At 64.0% G+C, this 25,907-nt stretch carries 29 protein-coding genes; 15 read left to right on the forward strand and 14 right to left on the reverse strand.

What is annotated here, in order from left to right:
* From SZ64_RS17015 to tatC, 7 genes are all read left to right on the forward strand, one after another.
* Complete coding sequence (locus tag SZ64_RS17015) at positions 1-702, forward strand: SPOR domain-containing protein (RefSeq protein WP_054531903.1); 702 nt, start codon at positions 1-3, stop codon at positions 700-702.
* A 97-nt stretch (positions 703-799) separates the two neighbouring features.
* Positions 800-1,819, forward strand: coding sequence for a beta-N-acetylhexosaminidase (gene nagZ / locus SZ64_RS17020; RefSeq protein ID WP_054531904.1), 1,020 nt, complete (start codon positions 800-802; stop codon positions 1,817-1,819).
* Positions 1,816-2,634, forward strand: coding sequence for a ScpA family protein (locus tag SZ64_RS17025; RefSeq protein WP_082384671.1), 819 nt, complete (start codon positions 1,816-1,818; stop codon positions 2,632-2,634). The genes nagZ and SZ64_RS17025 overlap by 4 nt, the downstream gene beginning before the upstream one ends.
* Positions 2,631-3,323: an SMC-Scp complex subunit ScpB gene (gene scpB / locus SZ64_RS17030; protein WP_054531905.1), complete on the forward strand. Its 693-nt coding sequence runs from the start codon at positions 2,631-2,633 to the stop codon at positions 3,321-3,323. Before SZ64_RS17025 ends, scpB begins: the two co-directional genes overlap by 4 nt.
* Positions 3,324-3,356: 33 nt before the next feature.
* Positions 3,357-3,590: a twin-arginine translocase TatA/TatE family subunit gene (gene tatA / locus SZ64_RS17035; RefSeq protein ID WP_193391538.1), complete on the forward strand. Its 234-nt coding sequence runs from the start codon at positions 3,357-3,359 to the stop codon at positions 3,588-3,590.
* A 31-nt stretch (positions 3,591-3,621) separates the two neighbouring features.
* Positions 3,622-4,071 (forward strand): Sec-independent protein translocase protein TatB, encoded by a 450-nt coding sequence (tatB, locus tag SZ64_RS17040; RefSeq protein WP_054531906.1) that lies wholly within the window; start codon positions 3,622-3,624, stop codon positions 4,069-4,071.
* Positions 4,072-4,074: 3 nt separating this feature from the next.
* The gene (gene tatC, locus SZ64_RS17045) at positions 4,075-4,941 is read left to right on the forward strand and encodes a twin-arginine translocase subunit TatC (protein WP_054531907.1); all 867 of its coding nucleotides are present in this window, start codon (positions 4,075-4,077) and stop codon (positions 4,939-4,941) included.
* A gap of 137 nt (positions 4,942-5,078) precedes the next feature.
* On the opposite strand, the gene SZ64_RS17050 is transcribed toward tatC, so the two are convergent.
* Positions 5,079-6,827 carry an amidohydrolase gene (locus SZ64_RS17050; RefSeq protein ID WP_082384672.1) on the reverse strand — a complete coding sequence of 583 codons (1,749 nt, stop codon included), beginning with the start codon at positions 6,825-6,827 and terminating at the stop codon, positions 5,079-5,081.
* Entirely contained in the window at positions 6,824-7,759 is a 936-nt protein-coding gene (locus SZ64_RS17055) for an NAD(P)-dependent oxidoreductase (protein WP_277813755.1), read from the reverse strand. The genes SZ64_RS17050 and SZ64_RS17055 overlap by 4 nt, the downstream gene beginning before the upstream one ends.
* A gap of 82 nt (positions 7,760-7,841) precedes the next feature.
* On the opposite strand from SZ64_RS17055, the gene SZ64_RS17060 reads away from it, so the two are divergent.
* Both SZ64_RS17060 and SZ64_RS17065 read left to right on the forward strand, forming a co-directional pair.
* A complete protein-coding gene (locus SZ64_RS17060; RefSeq protein WP_054531909.1) occupies positions 7,842-9,095 on the forward strand; it encodes a threonine ammonia-lyase in 1,254 nt (417 codons plus the stop codon).
* 175 nt (positions 9,096-9,270) lie between these two features.
* Positions 9,271-10,173: an arginyltransferase gene (locus SZ64_RS17065; RefSeq protein WP_054531910.1), complete on the forward strand. Its 903-nt coding sequence runs from the start codon at positions 9,271-9,273 to the stop codon at positions 10,171-10,173.
* Here the strand turns inward: SZ64_RS17065 and SZ64_RS17070 are convergent.
* The 3 genes from SZ64_RS17070 to SZ64_RS17080 form a co-directional block, all read right to left on the reverse strand.
* On the reverse strand, positions 10,161-10,637 hold the full coding sequence (locus SZ64_RS17070) for a lysozyme (RefSeq protein ID WP_054532343.1): 477 nt from the start codon (positions 10,635-10,637) through the stop codon (positions 10,161-10,163). The two genes, SZ64_RS17065 and SZ64_RS17070, sit on opposite strands and share 13 nt — an antisense overlap.
* A gap of 142 nt (positions 10,638-10,779) precedes the next feature.
* Entirely contained in the window at positions 10,780-11,064 is a 285-nt protein-coding gene (locus SZ64_RS19080) for an OmpA family protein (protein ID WP_347230272.1), read from the reverse strand.
* A complete protein-coding gene (locus SZ64_RS17080; RefSeq protein WP_054531912.1) occupies positions 10,979-11,827 on the reverse strand; it encodes an outer membrane protein in 849 nt (282 codons plus the stop codon). The genes SZ64_RS19080 and SZ64_RS17080 overlap by 86 nt, the downstream gene beginning before the upstream one ends.
* Before the next feature lie 331 nt (positions 11,828-12,158).
* On the opposite strand from SZ64_RS17080, the gene SZ64_RS17085 reads away from it, so the two are divergent.
* Positions 12,159-13,418, forward strand: coding sequence for a glycosyltransferase (locus SZ64_RS17085; RefSeq protein ID WP_054531913.1), 1,260 nt, complete (start codon positions 12,159-12,161; stop codon positions 13,416-13,418).
* Between the two features lie 180 nt (positions 13,419-13,598).
* Here the strand turns inward: SZ64_RS17085 and glnA are convergent, their stop codons facing one another.
* From glnA to SZ64_RS17110, 5 genes are all read right to left on the reverse strand, one after another.
* Positions 13,599-15,008: a type I glutamate--ammonia ligase gene (gene glnA, locus SZ64_RS17090; protein WP_054531914.1), complete on the reverse strand. Its 1,410-nt coding sequence runs from the start codon at positions 15,006-15,008 to the stop codon at positions 13,599-13,601.
* 80 nt (positions 15,009-15,088) lie between these two features.
* Entirely contained in the window at positions 15,089-15,427 is a 339-nt protein-coding gene (locus SZ64_RS17095) for a P-II family nitrogen regulator (protein ID WP_054532344.1), read from the reverse strand.
* 288 nt (positions 15,428-15,715) lie between these two features.
* Entirely contained in the window at positions 15,716-16,642 is a 927-nt protein-coding gene (gene argC, locus SZ64_RS17100) for an N-acetyl-gamma-glutamyl-phosphate reductase (protein WP_054531915.1), read from the reverse strand.
* The gene (locus tag SZ64_RS18980; RefSeq protein WP_156313674.1) at positions 16,639-16,944 is read right to left on the reverse strand and encodes an SH3 domain-containing protein; all 306 of its coding nucleotides are present in this window, start codon (positions 16,942-16,944) and stop codon (positions 16,639-16,641) included. The genes argC and SZ64_RS18980 overlap by 4 nt, the downstream gene beginning before the upstream one ends.
* A 127-nt stretch (positions 16,945-17,071) precedes the next feature.
* Complete coding sequence (locus tag SZ64_RS17110; RefSeq protein ID WP_054532346.1) at positions 17,072-18,457, reverse strand: leucyl aminopeptidase family protein; 1,386 nt, start codon at positions 18,455-18,457, stop codon at positions 17,072-17,074.
* Positions 18,458-18,504: 47 nt separating this feature from the next.
* On the opposite strand from SZ64_RS17110, the gene SZ64_RS17115 reads away from it, so the two are divergent.
* A complete protein-coding gene (locus SZ64_RS17115) occupies positions 18,505-19,344 on the forward strand; it encodes a DUF4163 domain-containing protein (RefSeq protein ID WP_082384674.1) in 840 nt (279 codons plus the stop codon).
* 40 nt (positions 19,345-19,384) lie between these two features.
* Complete coding sequence (gene map / locus SZ64_RS17120) at positions 19,385-20,212, forward strand: type I methionyl aminopeptidase (protein ID WP_054532348.1); 828 nt, start codon at positions 19,385-19,387, stop codon at positions 20,210-20,212.
* A 391-nt stretch (positions 20,213-20,603) separates the two neighbouring features.
* Here the strand turns inward: map and SZ64_RS17125 are convergent, their stop codons facing one another.
* Both SZ64_RS17125 and ccmA read right to left on the reverse strand, forming a co-directional pair.
* Positions 20,604-21,263 carry a heme exporter protein CcmB gene (locus SZ64_RS17125; protein ID WP_082384675.1) on the reverse strand — a complete coding sequence of 220 codons (660 nt, stop codon included), beginning with the start codon at positions 21,261-21,263 and terminating at the stop codon, positions 20,604-20,606.
* Positions 21,260-21,841: a heme ABC exporter ATP-binding protein CcmA gene (gene ccmA, locus SZ64_RS17130; protein ID WP_054531916.1), complete on the reverse strand. Its 582-nt coding sequence runs from the start codon at positions 21,839-21,841 to the stop codon at positions 21,260-21,262. The genes SZ64_RS17125 and ccmA overlap by 4 nt, the downstream gene beginning before the upstream one ends.
* Positions 21,842-21,894: 53 nt before the next feature.
* Here ccmA and SZ64_RS17135 point away from each other — a divergent pair, with 53 nt between their 5' ends.
* Positions 21,895-22,185, forward strand: a complete 291-nt coding sequence (locus SZ64_RS17135) for a 4a-hydroxytetrahydrobiopterin dehydratase (RefSeq protein WP_054532350.1) — start codon at positions 21,895-21,897, stop codon at positions 22,183-22,185.
* A 138-nt stretch (positions 22,186-22,323) separates the two neighbouring features.
* Here the strand turns inward: SZ64_RS17135 and SZ64_RS17140 are convergent, their stop codons facing one another.
* Positions 22,324-23,133: an SDR family oxidoreductase gene (locus tag SZ64_RS17140; RefSeq protein WP_054531917.1), complete on the reverse strand. Its 810-nt coding sequence runs from the start codon at positions 23,131-23,133 to the stop codon at positions 22,324-22,326.
* Between the two features lie 604 nt (positions 23,134-23,737).
* The gene (locus SZ64_RS17150) at positions 23,738-24,355 is read right to left on the reverse strand and encodes a DNA-3-methyladenine glycosylase (RefSeq protein ID WP_054531919.1); all 618 of its coding nucleotides are present in this window, start codon (positions 24,353-24,355) and stop codon (positions 23,738-23,740) included.
* Between the two features lie 103 nt (positions 24,356-24,458).
* On the opposite strand from SZ64_RS17150, the gene SZ64_RS17155 reads away from it, so the two are divergent.
* Together SZ64_RS17155 and SZ64_RS17160 are read left to right on the forward strand one after the other, a co-directional pair.
* On the forward strand, positions 24,459-24,776 hold the full coding sequence (locus SZ64_RS17155) for a 2Fe-2S iron-sulfur cluster-binding protein (protein ID WP_054531920.1): 318 nt from the start codon (positions 24,459-24,461) through the stop codon (positions 24,774-24,776).
* Between the two features lie 117 nt (positions 24,777-24,893).
* Positions 24,894-25,904 carry a cysteine synthase A gene (locus tag SZ64_RS17160; protein ID WP_156313675.1) on the forward strand — a complete coding sequence of 337 codons (1,011 nt, stop codon included), beginning with the start codon at positions 24,894-24,896 and terminating at the stop codon, positions 25,902-25,904.
* Positions 25,905-25,907 lie beyond the last annotated feature (3 nt).

The raw sequence follows: 25,907 nt of genomic DNA on the forward strand, positions 1-25,907 counted from the left end.
ATGGCGATCGGCGATCAGTACGGCGATGAAAGCGATCCTTTCGGAGATGCCGGCGCGGCACCGGCACCTGCCGGCCGGCTGGCGCTGGACGATGGTGACGACCAGCTGCCCTGGCTGGAAAGCGACGACGATTACGAGGATGAAGGCGTCGATACGGCGCGGATCGCCGCTCTTGCCGTGATCGGCCTTCTTGGCGTCGCTCTGCTCGTTGGGGCGATCTGGTGGTTTACCCGCGAACGGTCTGACCCTGCGCTTATGGCTGATGGCAGCACGATCGAGGCGCCGGAAGGCCCCTATAAGAGCAAGCCGGAAGATCCGGGCGGCAAGACCTTTGCCGGCACTGGCGATACCAGCTTTGCGGTAGCCGAAGGCAAGACGCGTGAGGCCAAGTTGGCCGAAGAGGATTTGCCGCGCCCCAGCATCGACACCAAGGCCGCATCGCCAGTGTCCACTGCTGAAGCCAAAGGCGGTGTCGGGGTGCAGGTCGGCGCCTATTCCACCCGCGAAAGCGCGGAACAGGGCTGGCAGAAGCTGGCAGGCAAATATGAGGCGCTGAGCGGTGTGAGCCACCGTGTGGTTGAAGGGCAGGCCGACATTGGCAAAGTCTATCGCCTGCAGGCCGTGGCGGGCGATCTGGCCGGGGCCAACGCGCTGTGCAATAGCCTCAAGGCTTCGGGCGGCGCCTGTCAGGTGAAGCCGTAAGGCTGTTTCCTGCGCCGGCTCGGCTCAAGGTGAATTTCCACATCCGCGCGCGCGCCATGCTTGCGGAAATGACGCATAGCTGCGAGCCTTCCTGTCCATGACGCCAGCGATCTTTGGCCTTTCCGGACTACAGCTGACCGCTGACGAGCGGGCGTTTTTCCGTGACTGCGATCCTGCAGGCTACATCCTGTTTGGCCGCAATGTGGAAAGCCGCGATCAGCTCTGCGCGCTGACCGATGAATTGCGCGCGATCCAGGGGCGGGACCGGCTGTTCATCTGCATCGATCAGGAAGGCGGGCGGGTCGCGCGGATGAAGCCGCCGCAGTGGCTCGCTTTTCCACCGGGCGAAGTTTTCGATCGGCTTTACGATCTGGCCCCCGCCAGCGCGATCGAAGCGGCGCGATCCAATGCGCAGGCACTGGGCATGGATCTCGCCGAAGTGGGCATCACGGTCGATTGCCATCCTTCGCTCGATGTGCGCCAGCCCGGCGCGCATGACGTAATCGGAGACCGCGCGCTGGGTAGCGAGCCGATGCGCGTTGCCGCCTTGGGCAAGGCCATATTGCAGGGGCTTATCCGCGCCGGAGTGGCAGGCTGCATCAAGCATATGCCAGGCCATGGCCGCGCCATGGCGGATAGCCACAAGGCCCTGCCAGTAGTGGATGCGAGCGAGGAAGAGCTGGAGATCGATCTCGCCCCCTTCCGCGCCCTTGCAGATACGCCGGTGGGGATGACGGCCCATATCCGTTATCGCGCGTGGGACGATGAGAATGCAGGGACGCTTTCCCCCTTCGTGGTTGGCGAGATCATCCGCAAGCGGATCGGCTTCGATGGGCTGCTGCTGACTGACGATCTGGACATGGAGGCGCTGACCGGGACAGTGCCGGAACGTGCCGCGCGGGCGCTCGCCGCGGGCTGTGACATCGCCTTGAATTGCTGGGCGAAAATGGACGACATGGTGGGCATTGCCAGTGCCTTGCCCGCCATGGGCGAGGTTGCGGCCAGAAGGCTTGACCGTGCGCTCAACGCCACCGAAGGGGGGCAGAACGGCACCGATCAGGCCACATTACTGGCCAAGAGGGACGCACTGCTGGCCCTTGTCGGGCAGCCGGCATGAGCGAACAGGAAACTTCCCTGGACGCTGACATCCCGCCGCTGCCGCAGGACGATGCATGGGAGTTTCCAGCCGGTCAGGGGGCAACGAGCGAGGAAGAGGCGCTCTACCTCGAACTCGATGGTTGGGAAGGGCCGCTCGACCTGCTGCTCGATCTTGCGCGGCGCCAGAAGGTCGATCTCAAGAGCATCTCGATCCTCTCGCTCGTCGACCAATATATCGCCTATATCGAGCGGGCCGAGGCATTGAAGCTGGAACTGGCGGCCGATTATCTCGTGATGGCCGCATGGCTGGCCTATCTCAAATCCGCCCTGCTGCTGCCGAAGGACGAGCAGGAAGATCCCAGCCCTGAAGAACTGGCCCTGCGCCTGCAATTGCGCCTGCAAAGGCTGGGCGCGATGCGCGAGGCTGCGGCGCGGCTGATGGGGCGTGACCGGATCGGGCGCGATGTGTTCCTGCGCGGCGCGCCGGAAGGGCTGCGGGTGGACCGCAAGAATTTGTGGCAGTGCGACTGGTTCGATCTGATCCAGGCCTATGGCCAGGTGAAGGCCCGCACCCAGCCGGCAGTGCACATGGTGCGCGACCGGATGGTGATGACGCTGGATTCCGCGCTGGACCGGGTCTCTGCCATGCTTGGCGTCACGCTGGACTGGATGGAACTGCGCGAATTCCTGCCCGGCGGGCCGGACAAGAAGTTGCAACGCTCCGCCCTTGCCTCCAGCTTCGTCGCCGCGCTGGAACTCGCCCGGCTGGGCAAGGCGGAAATTCGGCAGGAGGAGATTTTCGGCCCCATGCATCTCAGGCGGATCAAGGCATGAGCGAGGAACAGGTGCCCGAAGCCGGCACCCGGCCCGAAGCGGACGATCTGGTGCGTGCGGTGGAGGCCACCCTGTTCGCCGCGGAAGAAGCCTTGAGCGCGGATGCGATTTCCACCCATCTCGGCGGGGCGGATGTGCGCGCGGCGCTGAAGGAACTGGAAGCGCATTATGCCCAGCGCGGCATTCGGCTGGTGGAGCGGGGCAAGCGCTGGCAGTTCCAGACCGCGCCCGATCTGGCCCATCTGCTGCGGCGCGAGCGGGAACATGCCCGCCGCCTGTCGCGCGCGGCCACCGAAGTGCTGGCGATCGTGGCCTATCACGAACCCGTCAGCCGCGCGGAGATCGAGGCGATCCGCGGTGTGCAGACCAGCGGCGGAACGCTGGACGTGCTGATGGAAGCGGGCTGGGTGCGCGTGGCCGGGCGCCGCGAAGTGCCGGGCCGCCCGGTGATCTATGCCACCACGCCGGAATTCCTCAGCCACTTTTCGCTCGAATCGCGGCGCGACCTGCCGGGCATCGACGAATTGCGCGCAGCGGGCCTGCTTGATCCGGTTGATGACGCTTATGATGCGCTTATGACAGGCGGGGACGCTGGAGAGGCCGCACAAGAGGCTGAATCGGCCTCGGAAACCGATCTTGCGGACGCGGATGATGCCGCGATGCTGGATAAGCCCGGCGAACTGGGCTAAGGGTCCGCCCCGTAAGTATCGGAGTTGCCAATAATGAATATCGGGCCGGTTCAGATCCTGATAATCGCGATCGTAATCCTCGTGCTGTTCGGCCGTGGCCGGATTTCCGAGATGATGGGCGATTTCGGCAAGGGCGTGAAAAGCTTCCGCAAGGGCCTGAATGACGACGATGCGCCCGCGGTTCCGCCTGCCAGGATCGATGCACCCAAGCAGGGGGCGGCAGATAATGCGGAGACGAAGTCTCCCGATAATACCACCTCCAACTGAATGAGGACGGGGGTTCGCCCCCGCTGGCATCATGTTCGACATCGGCGCGCAAGAGCTGCTGGTCATCGTGGTCGTGGCGGTACTCGTCATCGGCCCAAAGGATTTGCCTGCAGCTTTGCGCACGGCCGGTCGCTGGATCGGCAAGGTGCGCCGCGTTTCCAACCATTTCCGCGCCGGCATGGAAACCATGATCCGCGAGGCGGAGCTGGAGGAAATGGAGAAGAAGTGGCAGGAACAGAACCGCCGGGTGATGGAACAGCACCCCGATGCGGAACAGCCCAATGCCGCCAATGGCGGAGGTGCCGAGATGGTGCCGCTGCCGCCTGCCGTGGACCCGGCTGCCTCTGACAATTCCGCTTCGGATGCCTCCGCCGAAACCGCACCGCCAGCCTCTGCCGAAGCGCGCGTGGCCGATGTGCCTGCTGGCGAGACTGCTCCTCCTGCCGCGCCCTCTGCCCCGGCCGATCCGGAGAAGACCTGAGCCATGGTGTTCAAGATCCGTGAAATCGACGATTCGCAGGCCCCGCTGCTCGATCATTTGATCGAGTTGCGCGCGCGGCTGGTGCGCTGCGTCGCCGCGCTGCTGGTGGCCTTCGGCGTGTGCCTCTATTTCGCGCGGGACATTTTCGGGTTCCTCGTGCTCCCGCTGACCAATGCCTTCCCTGCGGGGCAGGGCAGGCTGGTCTATACGAAGCTGTACGAAGCCTTCTTCGTGGAGATCAAGGTGGCGCTGTTCGCTGCCTTCTTCATCAGCTTTCCTGTGATCGCCAATCAGCTCTGGGCCTTTGTCGCGCCGGGCCTCTATGCGAAGGAAAAGAAGGCGTTCCTGCCCTTCCTCTTCGCCACGCCGGTGCTGTTCGCGGCCGGTGCCTCGCTGGCCTATTTCGTGGTCATGCCAACTGCCTTCAAATGGTTCCTCGGCTTCGAGGGGACGGCGGGCGGCCTCACGCAGGAAGCATTGCCTGCGATGGGCGATTATCTCGATCTGGTGATGCGCTTCATCCTGGCCTTCGGCATCAGCTTCCTGCTGCCGGTGCTGCTGTTGCTGCTCAATACGGCCGGCCTCGTCACGCGCGAGCAACTGGTGGGTGCGCGCCGTTATGTGGTGGTGGTGATCTTCATCGTTGCTGCCGTGATTACGCCGCCCGATGTGGTCTCCCAGCTCCTGCTCGCGGCGCCACTGCTGGTGCTGTTCGAAGGGTCGCTGGTGCTGATGTACTTCTCCGAACGCAAGCGGGCGAAGGAGAAAGCGGAAGAAGAGGCACAGGCTGCTGCCGAGGCGGCAGCGGAAGCCGCTGCGGCCGCATCCGCTGCAGAACCCGCAGCCACCGAACCCGCGAAGGAAGGCTGACAGCCTTACCTCTCCGTCCCTTACCTCTCCGTCCCTTAGCTCGCCGTCATTGTGGGCGCAGCGAGGCAATCCAGTGCTGCTCGCAGTGACGAAAGGAGCGGTGGCACTTTCGGCGCCGTGCCGTCCGGATCAGGCCGTCACCGTCCTTCGGCAGGCGGAGTGGCTTCGGTGGTTTCACCCAGATCGAAGCTCTTCATCGCCTCGTCCTGCTTGATCTCAAGTGGAACGGCGGTTGCGGCATCGAATACCTGCGCACCGTTGATCCACACCTGCAGCACTTTCGTGTTCCGCAAATCCTGCGTGCTGGCCAGGAACGGGTCCTGATCCACCACCAGAAAGTCCGCCCGCTCGCCTTCGGTCAACTGGCCGAAATGCCCATCGGCAAATCCGGCATAGGCTGCGCCTGCCGTATAGGCCGCCAGTGCCTGTTCGCGGCTGATGACTTGCTGGGGCTGCCACCCGCCGAAGGGCTGGCCGTCCTTGTCCTCGCGCGTGATGGCCACGGCCATGCCTTCGAAGGGGCGGGGCAGTTCCACCGGCGCGTCTGACCCGAAGGCCAGCGGCACCTTGGCGTCCAGCATGGAACGCCAGGCATAGGCGCCCGCCAGCCGGTCCGGCCCCAGCCGCGCTTCGGCCATCAGCCGGTCGCTCGTCTGGTGGGTGGGCTGCATGGAGGCGATGGCGCCTTCTTCGGCAAAGCGCGCGAAGTCTGCCGGGTCAACCACCTGCGCATGTTCGATGCGCCAGCGCCGGTCGCCCTTGTAGGTGTCCGCCATTTCGCTGATCGCGCTCAGCGCCTCGGCATTGGCCGCATCGCCAATGGCGTGGATGGCCACCTGAAACTTGTCGAGCGCGGCGCGGCTCATGATGTTGCGCAGCTGGGTGGGATTGAGCAATTGCAGGCCGCTATTGCCCGGATCGTCGGTATAGGGGGCCTTCAGCCAAGCCCCGCGCGAACCCAGCGCGCCATCGAGAAACAGCTTGATACCGTTCAGCCGCAGCCGGTCATCATAGAGCCACGGCGTGGGGCCGGGGCCGCCGATCAGCGCCATGTCTTCCACACTGCCGGCATAGGCCATGATGCGGATGCGCAATTGCCCACTGTCGCCCGCGCGGCGGTAGGACTGCCAGTCATCGATGGATATGCCCATGTCGGCCACGGCGGTTACGCCCTGCCGGATCAGCATGTCCTGCGCGGTGAGGAAGGCCAGGTCGCGGTCTTCCGGGCGCGGCTTCGGAACTTTGGAATCCACCAGCTTCTGGGCATTGTCCACCAGCACGCCCGCCGGGTTGCGGGTGGCGCCAGTGCGCAGGATGCGGCCGCCATCGGGATCGGCCGTCTTGGCGGTGATGCCCGCCATCTGCAGTGCCTTGCTGTTGGCCCAGCCTGCATGGCCATCCACCCGGCTCAGCCAGACGGGGCGGTCGGCCACGGCAGCATCGAGTTCGGCAGCGGTGGGGAAGCGGCCGAGGCCCCATTTCTCCTGATTCCAGCCCGTGCCGATGATCCATGCCCGGTTGGGGAAGCGCGCGGCATAGGCGGCGATCTTCGCCTGCGCGTCGGCCAGCGATGTGGTTTCGGAAAGGTCCAGCGTCAGCGCCTGAAAGCCCAGGTCCATCAGGTGGAGATGGGCGTCGATCATGCCGGGTACGACCGTCTTGCCCTGCCCATCGACATGATACTGATAGGGCGTCATCGGCTGTTCGCCGCGCTTCAGGATCTGGCGGATGATGCCGTCGTCGCGGATCATCATCCCGCCGAACTGCGTCACCGTGCCGTCGCGCGACACGGAAACGCCATTGATATTATTGACCAGCGTGTCGGCCGCGGCAGGCGATGCCGCAAGGACACAAGCCGCCAGCGCGGCCGCCACGCGAGCGATCATTTCTTGCCGCCTTCCGGCAGGCAACGGACCAGCGCGCTGGTGTCCTGACGCCCGCCGCCCATGGTTTGCACCTTGGCATAATAACCGTCGATCACGCTGGTGACCGGCAGCTCTACGCCCAGATTTTCCGCTTCGGCCATGGCGATGGCCAGATCCTTGCGCATCCAGTCCACCGCGAAGCCGAAATCGAATTCGCCAGCCGCCATGGTCTTCCAGCGATTGACCATCTGCCAGCTCTGCGCCGCGCCGCCCGATACGGCTTCCAGCACCTTGTCCATGTCGAGTTCGGCGGCCTGTGCGAAACGCACCGCTTCGGACACGCCTTGCAGCACGCCGGCGATGCAGATCTGGTTGACCATCTTGGTCACCTGCCCGGCGCCGGGGCCGCCGACATGCACGATGCGCGCGGCATAGGCTTCCATCACCGGAGTGGCTGCCGTCACAGCCTCGTCCGTGCCGCCGCACATGATGGAAAGCTTGCCGCTTTCCGCGCCCGCCTGCCCGCCGGAAACGGGGGCGTCCACAGCCAGAATGCCGCGCGCGTCAGCTTCTGCCGCGATGCGGCGCGCGATGTCGGCGGAAACGGTGGTATGGTCGATATAGAGCGATCCGGGCGCCATGGCCGCCAGCGCGCCTTCATCGCCCAGCACGACCTGCGCCAGATCGGCATCGTTGCCCACGCAGGTGATTACAACGTCCTGCCCGGCCGCAGCCTCGGCCGGAGTGGCGGCAACGCGCACCGAAAGGCCTTCTTGCGCCAGCAGCGCCTGCCGGGCTTCCGCGCGGGCCAGAGTGCGGTTGTAGATTGTGACATCATATCCGGCGCGGGCGAGGTGGCCGGCCATCGGCCCGCCCATAACGCCAAGGCCAAGGAACGCGATCTTTGTCTTCTCGGTCATCGGTGTGTCCTGTGCAGCTTGTTGGGTCGCAATGCAAATGCCCACTCTGCCTAGGTGGCGCGGATGCGATTGTCTGTTTCCCAAATGCACGGTTTTCCGTTACGGGCCGCACACTATGACCGAGACTACTGCACTGGATAAGCAAGCAAGCGCCACCGCGCTGCTGACGATCGACGATGTTCGGGCCGCTGCACAGCGGATCGAAGGCGCGGTCGTGCGTACCCCCACCACGCACAGCAAAACCCTTTCGCAGATTACCGGCGCCAATATCTGGCTGAAGTTCGAAAACCTGCAATTCACTGCCGCCTACAAGGAACGCGGCGCCTTGAACAAGCTGCTGCTGCTTACCGAGGAACAGCGCAATCGCGGTGTGATCGCGGCGTCTGCCGGCAACCATTCGCAGGGCCTTTCCTATCACGGCACCCGCCTGGGCGTACCCGTAACCATCGTGATGCCGCGCACCACGCCGATGGTGAAAGTGATCCAGACCGAACAGGTCGGCGGCAAAGTCGTGCTCGAAGGCGAGAATTACGACGAAGCCTATGAATATGCCCGCAACCTGGAAAAGCAGCTGGGCCTGACTTTCGTCCACCCGTTCGACGATCCTGACGTGGCGGCCGGGCAGGGAACGGTTGCACTGGAAATGCTGGCCGACGCGCCTCAGATCGACACGCTGGTGGTGCCCATCGGCGGCGGCGGCCTGCTGTCCGGCATGGGCACGGTGGCCAAGGCGCTCAATCCGGACATCAAGCTGTTCGGCGTCCAGCCCCAGCTTTACCCGTCGATGTATTCCAAGCTCAACGGCAAGGATCTGCCCAGCGGCGGGGATACTCTGGCTGAAGGCATCGCGGTGAAAGTGCCGGGCAGCTTCACGTCCAGCGTGCTGAAAGACCTGATCGACGAGATCGTGCTGGTCGACGAGGAAATGCTGGAGCGGGCGCTGGCGCTGCTGCTGCAGATCGAAAAGACGGTGGTGGAAGGGGCCGGCGCTGCCGGGCTTGCCGCCGTGCTGGCTCATCCGGAAAAGTTCAAGGGCCGCAATGTCGGGCTGGTGCTATCGGGCGGCAATATCGATACGCGCCTGCTGGCCAATGTGCTGCTGCGCGATCTTGCCCGTTCGGGCCGCCTCGCCCGCCTGCGCATCTTCCTGCAGGACCGGCCGGGATCGCTCTACAAGGTGATGCACGAATTCGATGCGCACCATGTGAATATCCTGGAAATCTACCACCAGCGGATCTTCACAAATCTGCCCGCCAAGGGGCTGGTGACGGACATCGAATGCGAAGCGCGCGACCGCGAGCAGCTCGTGTCGCTGATCGATGCTCTGACCGCCAAGGGCTATCAGGTTAGCGAAGTCGAACTCAACTGACCGATTTCGGGCCGCACAGCCGCAACCCCTGCCGCATGGGGGTGTGGCTGTGCAAAAAATCCCCTGTGTTAAGCATGAATCGTGGTTAAGGTTGTTTTAATGGTCGAGTCTCCGGGGCATAGTCTGCGGGAACTCGCCCATTGGCCAAACTTAGCTTGGAAGGCTGCGCAGCCCCGTGACCGCACCGGTACGCTTCCCCCGCTTCTTCGTGACCAGCCCGGCGCCGTGTCCCTATCTGCCGGGCAGGACGGAACGGAAGGTGTTTACGGAGCTGAAGGGGCCGAATGCCGACGGGTTGAACGAAGCGCTGGGCCGCATCGGTTTCCGCCGCAGCCAGACGGTGGCCTATCGCCCCAGTTGCAGCAATTGCCGGGCCTGTGTTTCGGTTCGCGTGGCCGCGACTGAATTCAGGGCATCGAGCACCCAGAAGCGCAATCTGAAGCGCAATGCCGACCTGATCGCCATCGAATGCCGCCCCTGGGCCACGAACGAACAATTTGAATTGCTGCGCCGCTATCTGGGCGCGCGCCATCCCGGTGGCGGCATGGCCGCGATGGACGAGGTTGACTTCGCCGACATGGTGGAACACACGCCGGTCACCAGCGTCATCGTCGAATATCGCGAGCGGCGCGAGGATGGAGAGCCGGGCCGCCTGGTGGGCGCCTGCCTCACCGACCGGCAGACCGACGGCTATTCGATGATCTACAGCTTCTACGAGCCGGAAGAATGCGGCCGTTCGGGGCTGGGCAATTACATCATCCTGGACCACATCCGCCGTGCGGCGGAAACCGGCTTGCCGTTTGTCTATCTCGGCTATTGGGTCGAGGGTTCCGAGCGGATGCAGTACAAGGTTCGCTATCGGCCGCTTGAACAGCTTACCCCCGATGGCTGGGAACGGATGGATGCGGATCAGCAGGAACGGCTGATTGCCGCCACGGCGGCCTCCAGCCATCAACGCCGCGCCATTCCGCTGGGTGGCAGCGGCAAGGACGGCACGCCCGGCGGGCAGGAACAATATGTCCTGAACGAGGATGAACTGGCTCAAGCCGCCGCCGCCGCACTCGGTCAGGACGCGTAGAGAAGTGCTTCCGCTTCCCGGCGACGGGTCAGCCCTTTCAGCACTTTGCCGCCTGCGCGGTTCCACCGGGCAAATTCCCGTGCAGCGCCGCTGAAATCGCCTGCCGCATGTCTGCGCGTCAGCGTCGCCCGGCCGATTGCGCCGGTGTTGTAGTGGAAGCTGACCAGCGCATCGAATTGCGGTTGCGATGTGGGCGCATCGCCCAGCGCGCGGTCGACGGCATCGGCATAAAGGGCAAGGTCCGCTTCAAGGCGCGCGTCGCATTGCCGCCGGGTCCACACCGTGTCCGGCCCAATGCCGCGGCCGGTTGCGCCCCAGCCGATTGTCCATGGCGGGCCGCCTGTACCGGGATCGGGATAGGCTTCGAACAACCCGTCCGCGCGCTGGCGCGCACAGCCTTCAAAGCTCTGGATCAGGGCAATGCCATTGGGGCCAATCCTGCGGGGGCGGGCAAGGGGTTCCATGATGTCCTCCATTGAGTTGGACGGAACATGTAGGGAACACATTGCCCTGTAGGAAAATGGTTTCTGGCGGCAGGCGAAAGAAAAGGCCCGAAGGTTTCCCTCCGGGCCTTTCGCTTTTCGGGCCTTGCGGCTCGGATCGGGCTTAGCGGCCCGAACCAGGGCCGTAAGTGATCTCGACGCGGCGGTTCTGCAATTCGCGCACGCCGTCTGCCGTCGGCACGCGGGGATTGCCTTCGCCGAAGGCGTGGGTGGAAATTGCGCCACCCGGAATGCCGTGGCCGACCAGATAGCTGCGCACGGCCTGGTTGCGGCGTTCCGACAGGCCGACATTGTAGGCATCGCTACCCGAGCGGTCGGCATAGCCGGCCAGCATGATCGGCACGTTGGTGCAGGCGCCATAGGCCATCACTGCCGTATCCAGCACCATTGCCGCCTCGGGCGTGATCGTCGACTGATCCCAGTCGAAGAACACGATGTAGGGGCCCTTCTGGCACACCGGCGGCGGCGTCTCCCGCTTCCAGCGCACCTCCATCCCGCGCGCCGATGCAACTCGGGATCGGCGGTTCGGACGGGCCGAAATTGACCGTGATGCCGCCCATCAGCGAATGGGTGCGCAAATTGCCGTGCAGATCGTCTTCATAGGCGTCGACGAAGTTCAGATCCTGAACCTGCAGCATGCGATATTTGATGCCCAGATCGATGTTCTTCGAAACGCGGAAGCGCATGCCCGTGAGCAACTGCCAAGCGAAACCGCTGGCCTGATCGTCGAGATAGGGAAGCGTATCGTCCACATCGAGATTGACCGAGGCATAGCCCACGCCGCCGCCGGCAAAGGCGGAAACCTGGCCATCGCCCAGTTCGAGCAGGGCATTGACCATGCCCGTCAGTACATTGACGTTGCCGTCCGCGCCGAAGTCCCCGGCGGAAGTTTCGTCGGCGTCCATGTCCTTGTAGGCAACTTCGCCTTCGACACGGATCACGCCGAAATCATAGCCGACAAAGCCGCCCAGATCGAAGCCGGCGGCATAATCGCCATCGACTACGTCCTGATCGCCCGAGAAGACTACGTCGTTCGGAATTACGATGCCGGCATCGACGCCAGCATACATCTGCCCGTCGCGGGCAAGCGCCGGTGTTGCGGTGGCGACGGCGATCAAAGCCGCGCCGAGACCGAGTGATTTCTTGACCATTGTTCGTCACTCCCCCTGCAGGATTCTGCCCAAATGCCAGCAAAAGGGTTAATTCGCAATCGGCTAGGTTGCGACTGCGAAATTCGCTCCTACATGCCCGCGATGCAGACTTCCCCTGAAATCGCGTGTTTCCCCCGTGGAAGTGACGCTTTGAGGACACGGTCCGCAACCTTTGCACAGCCGGAAGGCACGGCCCCTGTTGCACATGCGAACAGAATCGGCTTTTGCCATCCTCGTGCCCGAATTGGCTGCAAATAGCGGCTCGTCAAACCCGTTCAGAAAAGCTGCGCCGCCGCGAAGCGTAGTGTCCGAGGCAAGGTAGAAAGCAAATATGGCACGTGACGACAAACCTTTGCTGATCTGCGACCTCACTCAAAGCTATTCGCCCAATGGCGGCGGCGGGATCAGCACCTATCTGCGTGAAAAGCGCAATCACGTGCTGGCACGGACCGATCATCGCATCCTGCAGATCGTCCCCGGCCCAGAAGACCGCATCGTTGAGAACGGGCGCAGCATCTGGGTGGAAATCGGCGCGGAACCCGTGCGTGGCAGCCCGAATTACCGCTTCATCATGCGCACCAAGAAGGTGCGCGAGGTGCTGGAGCATTATCGCCCCGACATCATCGAATCGCTGTGCCCCTGGGTTCTGCCCTGGACTGCGATCAATCACCGGCGCAAGTTTCCCGAGACCACGCTGGTCGCCGGTTACCGCACCGATTTCCCCAATGCCCATGTCTATCGCGTGGGCAAGGAAATCGCGGGCGAGAGGATCGCCTCGATCGCTCGCTGGCTGATCATGGGCTATGCCGAAATCACCTATCGCGAGTTCGACCGCGTCTACACGCTGGGCGAAGATGCGAAGTCGATGCTGGGCACCCGCAAGATCGACCGGGTGGACGTATTGGAACTGGGCGTGGATCTCAGCCAGTTCGATCCTTCCAAGCGCGATCCCGAATTCCGCCAGCGCATGGGCCTTGGCGGCACGGACGGCCCGCTGTTGATCTATGCTGGCCGCATCGACAATGAAAAGCGTGCCGACCGTCTGGTCGAGATGATGAAGCGCCTGCCGCCGGAACTCGGCGCGGGCCTCGTCATGGTGGGCGACGGCAAGTTGCGCGACCGGCTGGTGGCCGAAACGGCAGGAATGCCGGTGGCCTTCCCCGGTTTCATGAGCAATCGCGAGGAACTGGCCACGGCGCTGGCTTCGTCGGACATCTATGTCTCGGCCATGGCTGACGAAACCTTCGGCGTTTCCATCGTGGAGGCGCAGGCCAGCGCGCTGCCGGTAGTGGGCGTGGCATCCGGCGCCATGCCCGCCCGCGTCCCGCCGGGGCTGGGCCTACTCGGTCCGGTGGACGATGCAGACACGATGGCGCGGAACGTGCTTGAGATCTGGAACAGCAACCACGATGCGATCGGCGCCGCCGCGCGCAACCATGTGGTGAACCGCTATAGCTGGGATCGGACCTTCTATCGCCTGTTCAACGAGATCTACCCGGTGGCTCTGGCGCATACTCGCCAGCGCAATCGCGGGCCTTCGAGCGGCTGGCAGACCCGCCCCGCATCGGAATTGCTGCGCGAAACGGTCTGACCCGGTGGGAAGTCTGGCGGGTGCCCTGCAGGGTGCCCGCTTCAGCTGATACAGGCCTGAATCAGATGGGCAAAAAAAGGGCGGAGCCGCGAGGCCCCGCCCTTCTTTTTTCCGCGATTTCCCCCCGGATCAAGCGGAAGGGAGGCCAGGCCTTCCGGCCGGCCCCCCGATGCCCGGCCCTTAGGCCGAGTAATACATGTCGAACTCGACGGCCGACGGCGTGGTTTCCCAGCGCAGCACTTCCGGCCACTTGAGTTCGATGTAGGCTTCCAGCTGGTCCTTGGTGAACACGCCGCCTTCCAGCAGGAATTCGTAATCGGCTTCCAGCGATTCCAGGGCTTCGCGCAGCGAACCGCAGACGGTCGGCACGGCGGCGAGTTCGGCCGGCGGCAGATCGTACAGGTTCTTGTCCATGGCTTCGCCCGGGTGGATCTTGTTCTTGATCCCGTCGAGACCGGCCATCAGCAGGGCTGCGTAGCACAGGTAGGGGTTGGCCATCGCGTCGGGGAAGCGGAATTCCACGCGCTTTGCCTTTTCGCCCGCACCGTAGGGGATGCGGCACGAAGCCGAACGGTTGCGGGCCGAATAGGCCAGCAGAACCGGAGCTTCGTAACCCGGAACCAGACGCTTGTAGCTGTTGGTGGTCGGGTTGGTGAAGGCATTGAGGGCCTTGGCGTGCTTGATGACGCCGCCGATGAAGTACAGGCACATGTCAGACAGGCCGGCATAGCCGTTACCGGCGAACAGGGGCTTGCCACCGTCCCAGATCGAGATGTGGGTGTGCATGCCCGAGCCGTTATCCTTCATGATCGGCTTCGGCATGAACGTGGCGGTCTTGCCATAGGCATGAGCGACCTGCTGCACGACATACTTGTAGACCTGCATGCGGTCGGCGGTGGTCACCAGCGTGCCGAAGGTCAGGCCGAGTTCGTGCTGCGCCGAGGCCACTTCGTGGTGGTGCTTGTCGCAGGGCAGGCCCATTTCGAGCATGGTCGAGACCATTTCGCCGCGGATGTCGACGCAGCTGTCGACCGGAGCGACGGGGAAGTAGCCGCCCTTGGCGCGCGGACGGTGAGCCAGGTTGCCGGCTTCATAGTCGCGGGCCGAGTTGGTCGGCAGTTCGATGTCGTCGATCTTGAAGCCGTTGCCGTCATAGCCGTCGTAGAACTTCACGTCGTCGAACAGGAAGAATTCGGCTTCCGGACCGACATAGACGGTGTCGCCGATGCCCGAGGCCTTCACGAAGGCTTCGGCGCGCTTCGCGGTCGAACGCGGGTCGCGGGCGTAGAGTTCGCCGCTCGAGGGCTCGACGATGTCGCAGACCAGGATCATCATCGGCGTGGCCGAGAACGGATCGATGTAAACCGCGTCAAGGTCGGGCTTCAGGATCATGTCGGATTCGTTGATGGCCTTCCAGCCTTCGATCGACGAACCGTCGAACATCAGGCCGTCTTCCAGCTCGTCTTCGCCGAGCACGGAGGCGACCATGGTCAGGTGCTGCCACTTGCCCTTGGGATCGGTGAAACGCAGATCGACCCATTCGATCTCCTCTTCCTTGATCCGCTTCACGATTTCCTTTGCACTGGGCATAACTCAATTCCTCCAATGGACTTGTTCGTATTGTTCTTCCCCCGGCGGCAGCACCGTCAGGGGCTATCTTGTCTGATAGGTTAGATGGCCGCGTCGTCGCGCTCGCCGGTGCGGATGCGCAGGGCGGTGTCGATCGGCGAGACGAAAATCTTGCCGTCGCCGATGCGCCCGGTCTGCGCGGCAGCGGCAATCGCTTCCACCACGCGCTCGGCCATGTCGTCGGATACGACGACGTCGAGCTTCACCTTGGGCAGGAAATCGACGACATATTCGGCGCCGCGATAGAGCTCGGTATGGCCCTTCTGACGTCCGAAGCCCTTGGCCTCAGTAACGGTGATGCCGGATACGCCGATTTCATGCAGCGCTTCCTTCACCTCGTCGAGCTTGAAGGGCTTGATGATCGCTTCGATCTTTTTCACTTGGTCCCAGACCCCTGTTGCTGTCCGCGCCGGCTTCAAGAAGCCGAAGCCGGGGGAGTTCGAATTTCCCCGGCGCAATCATCTACAAGAATCGTGCCAACACGACTGAGAATCATGCCAAGGGCTGGAAACGGGGCGTATAAGATCGGCAGCCCTTGGGAAAGTGCGGATTCGCAAGATCGTGAAAGCGGCGGCACGACTGTGGCAACAATCCTGCGTCGCGCCGCGGCTTGAGAATGGGTAAAATTCGGGCAGGAAGCTGCCCGTTTTTTAGGCAGTTAACCTTGCTCAGAGGCGCAAACCGGCGGTTTCTTCCAGTCCGGACATCAGGTTCAGGCTCTGCACGGCAGCCCCGCTGGCGCCCTTGCCGAGGTTATCGAGCATGGCGATCAGGCGGACCTGCGAACCGTCCGGGCTGGCAAAGACAAACAGGTCCATCCGGTCGCTTCCCTGGTTCGATGCGCGCAGCAGCAGTTCGCCGTCGGCCGGGCTTTCGCCCATGCCCACGATCGGGCTGTCGGCATAGAAGGCGGCCAGGCACTGGCGCAACTCGTCGGCCGGGGCTGCGCCCTTCATCGCGGCGAGTTGCAGCGGAATTTCCACCACCATGCCGCGGTGGGCCGGGACGACTGCCGGAGTGAACAGAGGCGCAAGGGCAAGGCCGCAGCGGGCCTGCATTTCGGGCACATGCTTGTGGCCCAGCGCCAGCGCATAGCCGCGCCAGGCAATGTCGGCATCGTCCTCGAACCGGGAGATCAGCCCCTTGCCGCCGCCGGAATAGCCGCTGACCGCATTGCAGGTATAGGGCCAGTCGGCCGGCAGCAGCCCGGCGCGCACCAGCGGGGCGAGCAGGGCAATGAAGCCGGTGGAGTAGCAGCCCGGATTGGAAACCCGCATGGCTTCCGCCACATTGCGGCGGCCTTCGACTTCGGGAAAGCCATAGACCCAGCCGGGCGCCACGCGATGCGCCGTGGAGGCATCGATCACGCGGGTTGTGTCATTCGCGATCAGCGCGGCCGATTCCCGCGCGGCGTCGTCAGGCAGGCACAGGATCACGAAATCCGCGGCGTGGAGTGCCTCTGCCCGCGCGGCGGGATCCTTGCGGCGTGCCTCGTCGAGCGTGATCAGCGTGAATTCGTTCCGGCCCGCGAGCCGGTCGGCAATTTCAAGGCCCGTAGTGCCTGCCGCGCCATCGATGAAGATGGAGGCGGTCATGCGAAGGGGTCCAGCAATTCGCTGGTCTTTACATAGCCGACCGGGCCATCGGGGCCAAGGCAGCCCCAGGCCCAGGTCGCGTTGCTGTCCAGCAGGTCGAACCGCTGACCCGGCGACAGGTCATAGACGATCTCGGATTCATCGGTGGCTTCGGCGCGCATATTCGCGCCCATGTCACCCACCATTCGCTGCATCGGCACGACGTAATGCGGCACGAAATATCGGCCCGCCAGCGCGACATGCGCAAGGTCGCCGCGCAGGGGAACCCTATGCGCGTCAGGCTTGGCGACCGGGCCGCTCAAAGCGAAGGGGCCCAGGTTCGAATTGTCTGAGGTCGATGCGGTGGCGTTCAACGAAGGGTCCGTCTGCTGGATTAATTTCGCGCGCGCTTAGCCCCCAAGGGGCTTCGGGGCAAGATTTGCCGTCGTTTCACGCGCCATAACGTGCCTTGAGCATGTGCCAAGCCGCCCGCAAGCCCAACGCTTCGCCACCCTTGGGGCGGCCGGGCTTGGCCGAGGGACGCCAGGCGAAAGTGTCGAAATGCGCCCAGTCGATGCCTTCGCCTACGAACTTGTCGAGGAACAGGCCTGCCACGCTGGCCCCGGCATAGCCATTGTCGGGCGAGTTGTTGAGATCGGCCACGTCGGACTTCAGCCATTCGGCATAGGCCGGATGCAGCGGCAATTGCCACACGGCGTCATCATGCGCGATGCCCGCTTCGATCAGGGCGCGGGCGGTTTCCTCGCGCCGGGCCATCAGGGCGGGAAGGTCCGGCCCCAGCGCGACGCGTGCCGCGCCGGTGAGCGTGGCGAAATCGATAATCAGGTCCGGCTCGCTTTCCGAAGCCAGCGCCAGCGCATCGGCCAGGATCAGGCGCCCTTCGGCATCGGTATTGCCGATTTCCACCGACAGGCCCTTGCGCGATTTGAGGATGTCGCCCGGGCGGAAGGCATTGCCTGCCACGGCGTTCTCCACTGCCGGGATCAGCAGTTGCAGCCGCACGTTGAGGCCCGCTTCCATCACCAGCCCGGCAAGGGCCAGCGCGTGGGCGGCACCGCCCATGTCCTTCTTCATCAGCGCCATGCCGCGCGCGGGCTTGATGTCCAGTCCGCCGGAATCGAAACACACGCCCTTGCCGACAAGGGCGAGTTTCGGCGCCTTCTCGTTGCCCCAGGTCAGCTCGATCATGCGCGGGGCATGGTGGCGGCTGGCGGCGCGGCCCACGGCATTGACCATGGGAAATTCGCTTTCCAGCCGGTCACCCTTGGTGACGGAGACCTTGGCCGAATGTGCCTTGGCCAGCGCTTCCACCTCGGCCTCGATCTGGGCCGGCCCCATGTCTTCCGCGGGAGTGTTGACCAGATCGCGCACGGTCATCACGGCGCGGGCTTCGGCAAGGGCAGGCTCGATTGCCTTCACGCCCTTGGTCAGCAGAATCCGGTCGCCCTCTTCCTCCTTCTCCTTGCGGTAGCGGGTGAAGCGATATTGCCCGGTCTGCCAGCCATGCAGGGCAGGGCCGGGATCGCCGGTCATCAGGCGATAGGTGCCTGCGGGCAGCACTTCGGCCAGCTTGGCCAGGCACCAGCTTGAAAGCGATGCGGTGTTGGCCACGCCGCCTGCGGCAAACCAGCCATCCCCATCGGGCACGATCACAGTCTGGTATCCGCCCGCAGTGAATTTCTGCGCTTCCACTGCCGCGCGCTGGGCGGGGCTGAGTTTCTTGAACCAGGCTTCGAAGCCCTGCTTGTCGATCAGATGAATTTCGGTGGCTTTCTGCCCCCGGTCAGGCTGGATCAATGTGTCCTTGTCGATCATGCATCCCATCTGCATCACCTGCCGCCGAACCGCGAGGGGAAATTTCGATGGCTGTACGCTCTGTTATTTCCAGTGCCCTTTCCGCCACCCTGATTTCCGCCGCGCTCGTCGCGTTGGCGGGTTGTTCTTCTTCGTCCCCGGCCGAGAAGAAGGAGGCGGCAACTGCCACCCCGACGCCAAGCGCGACGCAGACGGCAGCCGTTGCGCCGCAGGGGGAGGCCCGCAAGATCGCGCAGGCGAACGAGACTTACGAATTCGAATACAGCTTCCCAGCACAGGCCGATGCCGTTCCGGGGTTGCGCGCCATGCTGGAAACCCAGGCGAAGAAGGACATGGCAGAGGCAGAAAGCGCGGCCACTGCCGGGCGGGCGGATGCCCAGGCCAATGATTATCCCTTCCACGCCTACGGATATTCCACGGACTGGCAGGTGGTGACCGATCTGCCAGGCTGGCTCAGCCTTTCGGCCACCCATTGGGAATTTACCGGGGGCGCCCATGGCAACAGCAATTTCGATAGTATGTTGTGGGATCGCAAGGCCGATACGGCGCGCGAGCCGCTGTCCCTGTTCACCTCCGTCAAGGCGCTGGAGGCGGCAGCCCAGCCCGCCTTCTGCAATGCGCTGGACAAGCAACGCGAGGAAAAGCGCGGCGAGAAGGTGGTGCGCAGTGCGGATGACTGGATGACGGCCTGCATCGGTTTCGATTCCGTCACTCTCATTCTGGGTTCCTCCAACGGCCAGACTTTCGACCGTATCGGCTTCCTCGTCCCGCCCTATGCCGCCGGGCCTTATGTGGAAGGGGATTACGAGGTGACGCTGCCGGTCACGCCCGCCGTGATGAAGGCAGTGAAGCCGCAATATCGCGCATCGTTCAGCATCATGCGGTGAAACCCTCGCATTTCCGGCCCGCAGTCGCTACATGGCCGGCATGACCGAATACCAGACAATTACCGGAAACGAGACCGTCCTGCGCGACGGCACGATCAAGCTCCATGGGCCGGAAGGCTTCGAAGGCATGCGCAAGGCAGGCCGCCTTGCTGCTGAAATCCTCGATGCGATGGTCGATCTGGTGAAGCCCGGCGTCACCACGGGCGAGCTTGACGATGTGGTCCGCCAGATGACGCTGGATGGCGGCGCGGTTCCGGCGACCCTGGGCTATCGCGGCTATACCCACAGCTGCTGCATCTCGCTCAATAACGTGATCTGCCATGGCATTCCGGGCGACAAGGTTATTCGCGACGGCGACATCCTCAATATCGACGTCACGCCGCTGCTGGATGGCTGGCACGGCGATTCCAGCCGCATGTATATCGCCGGCGATGCTCCGCTGAAGGCGCGCCGCCTGATCGACGTGACTTATGAGTGCCTGATGATCGGCATCGATCTGGCCAAGCCCGGTGCACGGCTGGGCGATATCGGTGCGGCGATCCAGGCCCATGCCGAAGCCCATCGCTATGGCGTGGTGCGCGAATTCTGCGGCCATGGCCTTGGCCGCCTGTTCCATGACGCGCCCGAAGTGGTCCACGCCGCGCGCGCCGGGACGGGGCCTGTGCTGAAGCCGGGCATGTTCTTCACCATCGAACCGATGATCAACCTCGGCAAGCCGGGGGCCAAGATGCTGTCGGACGGCTGGACGGCCGTGACGCGCGACCGTTCGCTGTCGGCGCAGTTCGAACATTCGATCGGCATTACCGAAACCGGCTGCGAAATCTTCACCGCCAGCCCCAAGGGGCTGCACCAGCCGCCCTACGCCTGAGGCATTGCGGGGGCGGGACGGCGCCCGAAAGTTGACGCAGAACGACCAGCGAAACCTGTGACTTTCCGCCTTCGCCGAGGGGCGGAAAGCGCCTTCCTGCCCAGTGTGCAGATCGGCTGAAAAGCTTGGAATCGGGCCGTTTTCTTGCCGCTCGATCGTGCCGCATCGCGCCGACAATACCGTGCTGCCCATTCCCGCGAGTGTGACCTTTGGCAAACAGCCTGTCAGCGGCTGTGACCTTCCGGCGGAGGCCCGATGCGCGGCGTGGTCTGAGGGCAGGGCGGAAAGGCGAAGGCTCATCTCCGGGCATAAGCCAGATTTCGGCCGTGTAGGAAAATGCTCTCTGCGCGGGCGTCCGGAATTCCTTCGGGCCGGAATTCCTTCGGGAAGGCTACCCCTCGCGCGATGCCCTCACTGCCGCACCGCCCGCAAAGGGCGCGATGGCCATCAGCACAAGGCTGATCGCGGCGGTCAGCATGATGCCGCTTTCCCCTCCGGTAGAGAGCGCGCCCGCGCCGAAGATCAGCAGCGGCACCGCCAGCGGGATCAGCAGCAGGCCCGACAGCGCCGCGCCGGCGCGCAGGCCCGCAGTCAGGGCCGCAATGGTCACGCCGATGGCGGCAAGGCCCGGCGTGCCCGCCAACAGGCCCAATTCCACCGTGTAGAGCGTCTTGCCGTCGATCCCCAGCAGGGCCGAGGCGGGCAGGGCGGCCAGCATCAGCGGCGGGCCGAAGCTGAGCCAATGGGCCAGCACGCGCACCGCGATCACCACTTCTTCCGAAATGCCGCGCAGCGCCCAATGGTCGAAGAAGCCCTGTTCCAGATCGGGCGCGACCAGCCGGTCGAGCGGGAGGATGGCGGCCAGCAGCGCGCCGATCCACGCCACGCCGCCGCCCGTGCGCGCCAGCACGGGTGCATCCGGCCCGACGGCAAAGGGATAGAGCATCGCCACGGCAAGGAAGAACAGGATCGGCAGCAAAGTGCCGCCGCGCCGCCCGCCGGGCATGAAGGCCGCCAGATCGCGGCGCAGCAGGTGCAGCAGCGCGCTCACGCCACGAAATCCCGCAGCGGCAATTGCTGCATTCCCGCCAGCGCGAAGGTCTGATGGGAGGCGACGACAGCGATGCCGCCGCTGGCGCAATGCTCCGCCGTCAGCCGGGTGACCAGAGCGACGGCGGTGGTGTCCAGGCCGTTCAGCGGCTCGTCCAGCAGCCAGATCGAAGCCTTCTGCCCCAGCAGCCGGGCCAGCGCCGCGCGCTTGCGCTGGCCGGTGGAGAGGTAGCGCACCGGCACGTCCAGCAGCTCCGACAGGCCGAGCCCTGCGGCGCGCTGCGCCTCGTCCTCGCCATCCAGCGCGCTCCAGAAGGCTAGGGCCTTGCCCAGCGGCAGATGCTCGTCCAGCGCGAGCCTTTCGTCGACCAGCCCCACCGTTCCTTCGCGCTCCACCGCGCCGACATAGGGGCGGGCAAGGCCGGCAAGGATACGCAGCAGGCTGGATTTGCCGATGCCGTTCGCGCCCGCAACCTGCAAGGCCTCACCCGGACCCAGCGAGAAGCCGAGGCCGGAGAACAGCAGCCGGTCCCCCCGGCGGCAGGCAATATTACTGGCAGAAAGACGCGCCGCTTGCATGGCCAAGCCGCTTAGGCGAAAGCCGGTTGAGCGACAAGCAGAGGAGCCGCATCATGCCCATTCCGCAACTGACCGACGGAGAACGGATCGAAGGCCTCTCTCACCTGCCCGGCTGGGATCTGCATATCGACAAGACGGCGATCACCCGCAAATTCGCCTTCCACAACTTCAGCGAAGCCTTTGCCTTCATGACGCGCGTGGCCCTGCTGGCGGAAAAGATGGACCACCATCCCGAATGGGCGAATGTCTACAACCGGGTGGAAATCACCCTGACCACGCATGACGCAGGCGGCCTTTCGGCGCGCGACATCGCGATGGCGCGGGCGATTGACGAGATTGCCTAGATTGGATTGGCAGACTTCCTCCTGCCGCCGTCCGTCCTGAGCCTGTCGAAGGACGCGCGCAAGCTTCCGGCATGGCCTCTTCCTGACGTACCCTCAAATCGTCATCCCAGCGAAAGCTGGGATGACGCGCAGATCAACTCACCCCTCCACATCCTCATGCGCCTTGTTCAGCAGGGCAGCCCGCTTCCTCAGCTTGCCGGGCATCCACTTGGCGGCGAAGCGCATCTTCCTGGCGGTCTTGCCGACGAGGTAATGCACCCTGTCGCCATGGACGGCGTCCCAGGCATTGTCGGCCACTTCCTCTACCGGCGTGAATTCGAGGCCCGCTTCGGCCACCACCTGCCGGATCGGCACATTGCTGCGCGAATTGGGCACGTGGGACAGCAGGGGCGTGTCGATGAAGCTGGGCATCAGCGAACGCACGCGGATCCCGTCGGCCTGCCATTCGCCGTCCAGCGTTTCGGTGAGGGAGCGCACGCCCGCCTTGGTCGCGCCGTAAATGCTCTGGCTGGGCATGCCGTATAGCGCGGCGGCACTGGCGGTGTTGAGCAGGCAACTGCCCGGCGCGCTGGCCTTCAGCCAGGGATAGGCCGCCTGCGCGCCATAGATCACCCCCTTGAGATTGATGTCCAGCGTGCGGTCGATCTCGTCGCGCGAAAGCTCCGCCAGCGGCCCGGCCAGCGGCACGCCTGCATTGTTTGCCAGCACATCGATCCGCCCGCCCGAAGCATTGGCAAAGCCGCGCAAAGCCTCGTCCCACGCATCGCGCTCGCGCACGTCGAACCGGAACCGGAATGCTCCGCCTGCCAGCATGGCGGCGGTCTCTTCCATGCCGGTATCGTTCACATCGCCAAGGCCCACGAACCAGCCTTCCGCCGCAAAGCGCCGGGCGATGGCCCTGCCAATGCCGGACCCGCCCCCGGTGATGAAGATCGCCCGCTGAGTCATATGCCGCTCCTCTCCCGTTTCTTTGGGAGGAGGGCATACTGCGTACTGACAGTCCTGTCAGCAGGAGACCTTTCGTGGCTGGGCCGCATGGATACAAGCGGCCGCTTTCAGGCGTGCTTTATCGCGGAGGCGATGGCCGAATTGGGGTGGTTAGCGGACTATTGCTCTTTGGTCTGACAAAATGTTGCAATGGGGTCACTTACCGCGAGACCTGTGAGCGTCGTGTAATATATCGGAATGGAGGTAAGGTTCACCAGAGAAAGACAAAGGGCGACCTTCCTTGACAGATTCCGAAAGGCCGTGAGCACAAATATGACCGTTGCAAGCGTTAGCATTATGGATGGGACGATTATCTTGTGCCACAGTTCGTACTCAATCGACCTTTCGGGCAAGAATACACAAGCGACAAAGTCTAGATACTTGATGTCTAGCCTAAGAACCCAAAACCAAAACAGCGCTGCAATGGCGCTAAGAATGAGGGTTATCAATCGCACAAGTTAAATTTAGACCTTCCCCGTGATGTCCGCAATGTTGTCGTGTCCGGACAGTCAGCTTTTGGAATCCCCCGGGCGAATTGCCGATAGTCCGAATTCGCCCACGCACCCTATAGCGCGGCGTTGTTGTAGCAATGCCAGGTGAAGATCGCGGCGGCTCCGCGATGCGGGCGCCAGGGATCGGCCAGCACGCGCACTTCCTTCTCGCTCGGCCGGGCTTCCATCTGCAGGATTTTTCCGATCCCGGCCTGCACGGCAAGGTCGCCCGCGGGCCAGATGTCGGGCCGCCCTTCGGCGAAGAGCAGGTAGATTTCGGCTGACCAGCGGCCCACGCCCTTGATCTGGACAAGCTGGGCGATGGCGGTTTCGTCATCTTCGGGCAGGGCTTCGAAATCGAGTTCGCCATCGGCCACGAGCTGGCAGAGCGAGCGGATATAGGACTGCTTCTGGCGCGAAAGGCCGCAGGCGCGCAGTGCGTCGAAATCCTGCGCCAGGATCGCTGCCACCGGCACGTCGGCGCCCACCAGTGCCTCCAGCTTGGTCCACATGGAAGCAGCAGCGGCCACGCTTACCTGCTGGCCAACGATGGTGCGCAGCATGGTGGCATAGCCGGTGGGGCGGATGCGCGGTTCGGGATATCCGGCGATCTGGCGCGCACGATCAAATGCCGGTTCGCGAGCCGACAACTCGTCGATCCCCTGCCGCAATAATTCCGCCGAAAGCCCCATAAATCCTCGCCGCCTTCTTGCCAAAACCCGCCTCAACCCGTAGCAGCCCGGCCATGCGGCCGGCCGGCCGCAGCCAATTTTCCGAGACGATGAGGACGTGCATATGCCCAAGCTGATCGTGGTCAACCGCGCTGGCGAAGAAACTTCGGTCGAGGTTGGCCAGGGCCTGACCGTGATGGAAGCCATTCGTGACAATGGCTTCGATGAACTGCTGGCTCTGTGCGGGGGCTGCTGCTCCTGCGCCACCTGCCATGTGCATGTCGATCCGGCCTTCAAGGATCTGCTGCCGAAGATGACGGTGGATGAAGACGATCTGCTCGACAGCTCCGACAATCGTGACGAGAATTCGCGCCTTTCCTGCCAGTTGCCCTTCACGGACGATCTGGACGGCATGAAGGTGACCATCGCCAAGGAAGACTGATCGGGCTTGCGGCGCGCCCGGCACTGGCCGGGCGATGTCGCTGGTCCAAGCAGGACTAGGGGCGGGCAAAGCGCATTTGCATTGCGATGCGGGCGCTTGCCCCCTAACTCAGCCACCATGACTGGTGCGACTTACCGCGATACGCTCGATCTGATCGGCAACACTCCGCTCGTCCTGCTCAAGGGGCCGAGCGAGGCCGCAGGCTGCGAAATCTGGGGCAAATGCGAATTTGCCAACCCCGGCGCCTCGGTGAAGGACCGGGCCGCCTTGTGGATCATCCGCGATGCGGAAGCACGGGGTGAGTTGAAGCCGGGCGGCACGATCGTGGAAGGCACGGCCGGCAACACCGGCATCGGTATCGCGCTGGTGGCCAATGCGCTGGGCTACAAGACGATCATCGTCATGCCCGACAATCAGAGCCGCGAGAAAATGGCCACCCTGCGCGCGCTGGGTGCCGAACTGGTGCTGGTTCCGCCCGCGCCCTACAAGAACCCCGGCCATTTTGTGCATACCAGCCGCCGCCTTGCGGAAGAGACGCCGGGCGCGATCTGGGCCAACCAGTTCGACAATACCGCCAACCGCAAGGCCCATATCGAAAGCACCGCGCCGGAAATCTTCGCGCAGTTGGAAGGCCGGATCGATGGTTTCACCTGCGCGGCGGGCACTGGGGGCACGATTGCCGGAACCGGCATGGGCCTGAAGTCTCTGGACGAGAACATCACCATTGCCCTGACGGACCCCTATGGCGCGGCGCTGTATAATTACTACGCCCATGGCGAGCTGAAGGCGGAAGGGTCTTCAGTGGCGGAAGGGATCGGGCAGGGCCGGATCACCGCCAATCTCGAAGGCGCGCCGATCGATACGCAGTTCCGCATCTCGGATGAGGAAGGCCTGGAATGGGTCGGCCGCCTGTTGAAGGAAGAGGGGCTGTGCCTTGGCCTGTCCTCCGGCATCAACGTGGCGGGCGCCGTGGCGCTGGGCCGCAAGCTGGTGGCGGAAGGCAAGAGCGATGCCCGCGTGGCCACGATCCTGTGCGATACGGGCTTTCGTTACCTGTCCTCGCTCTACAATCCCGAATGGCTGGAGGCCAAGGGCCTGCCGGTGTTCGGCTGGCTTGAGCAAGCGTAAGGC

It is taken from the genome of Erythrobacter sp. SG61-1L (assembly GCF_001305965.1).
Lineage (GTDB): Bacteria > Pseudomonadota > Alphaproteobacteria > Sphingomonadales > Sphingomonadaceae > Andeanibacterium.

Coding starts and splice junctions, on each gene's coding strand:
- SZ64_RS17115 (WP_082384674.1), top strand. CDS start 18,505: ATGGCTGTACGCTCTGTTATTTCCAGTGCCCTTTCCGCCACCCTGATT.
- map (WP_054532348.1), top strand. CDS start 19,385: ATGACCGAATACCAGACAATTACCGGAAACGAGACCGTCCTGCGCGAC.
- SZ64_RS17085 (WP_054531913.1), top strand. CDS start 12,159: ATGGCACGTGACGACAAACCTTTGCTGATCTGCGACCTCACTCAAAGC.
- SZ64_RS17050 (WP_082384672.1), bottom strand. CDS start 6,827: ATGATCGCTCGCGTGGCGGCCGCGCTGGCGGCTTGTGTCCTTGCGGCA.
- SZ64_RS17135 (WP_054532350.1), top strand. CDS start 21,895: ATGCCCATTCCGCAACTGACCGACGGAGAACGGATCGAAGGCCTCTCT.
- glnA (WP_054531914.1), bottom strand. CDS start 15,008: ATGCCCAGTGCAAAGGAAATCGTGAAGCGGATCAAGGAAGAGGAGATC.
- SZ64_RS17070 (WP_054532343.1), bottom strand. CDS start 10,637: ATGGAACCCCTTGCCCGCCCCCGCAGGATTGGCCCCAATGGCATTGCC.
- SZ64_RS17155 (WP_054531920.1), top strand. CDS start 24,459: ATGCCCAAGCTGATCGTGGTCAACCGCGCTGGCGAAGAAACTTCGGTC.
- SZ64_RS17150 (WP_054531919.1), bottom strand. CDS start 24,355: ATGGGGCTTTCGGCGGAATTATTGCGGCAGGGGATCGACGAGTTGTCG.
- SZ64_RS17015 (WP_054531903.1), top strand. CDS start 1: ATGGCGATCGGCGATCAGTACGGCGATGAAAGCGATCCTTTCGGAGAT.
- nagZ (WP_054531904.1), top strand. CDS start 800: ATGACGCCAGCGATCTTTGGCCTTTCCGGACTACAGCTGACCGCTGAC.
- argC (WP_054531915.1), bottom strand. CDS start 16,642: ATGACCGCCTCCATCTTCATCGATGGCGCGGCAGGCACTACGGGCCTT.
- SZ64_RS19080 (WP_347230272.1), bottom strand. CDS start 11,064: ATGGTGCTGGATACGGCAGTGATGGCCTATGGCGCCTGCACCAACGTG.
- scpB (WP_054531905.1), top strand. CDS start 2,631: ATGAGCGAGGAACAGGTGCCCGAAGCCGGCACCCGGCCCGAAGCGGAC.
- SZ64_RS17080 (WP_054531912.1), bottom strand. CDS start 11,827: ATGGTCAAGAAATCACTCGGTCTCGGCGCGGCTTTGATCGCCGTCGCC.
- ccmA (WP_054531916.1), bottom strand. CDS start 21,841: ATGCAAGCGGCGCGTCTTTCTGCCAGTAATATTGCCTGCCGCCGGGGG.
- SZ64_RS17140 (WP_054531917.1), bottom strand. CDS start 23,133: ATGACTCAGCGGGCGATCTTCATCACCGGGGGCGGGTCCGGCATTGGC.
- SZ64_RS17160 (WP_156313675.1), top strand. CDS start 24,894: ATGACTGGTGCGACTTACCGCGATACGCTCGATCTGATCGGCAACACT.
- SZ64_RS17060 (WP_054531909.1), top strand. CDS start 7,842: ATGACCGAGACTACTGCACTGGATAAGCAAGCAAGCGCCACCGCGCTG.
- SZ64_RS17025 (WP_082384671.1), top strand. CDS start 1,816: ATGAGCGAACAGGAAACTTCCCTGGACGCTGACATCCCGCCGCTGCCG.
- tatC (WP_054531907.1), top strand. CDS start 4,075: ATGGTGTTCAAGATCCGTGAAATCGACGATTCGCAGGCCCCGCTGCTC.
- tatA (WP_193391538.1), top strand. CDS start 3,357: ATGAATATCGGGCCGGTTCAGATCCTGATAATCGCGATCGTAATCCTC.
- SZ64_RS17110 (WP_054532346.1), bottom strand. CDS start 18,457: ATGATCGACAAGGACACATTGATCCAGCCTGACCGGGGGCAGAAAGCC.
- tatB (WP_054531906.1), top strand. CDS start 3,622: ATGTTCGACATCGGCGCGCAAGAGCTGCTGGTCATCGTGGTCGTGGCG.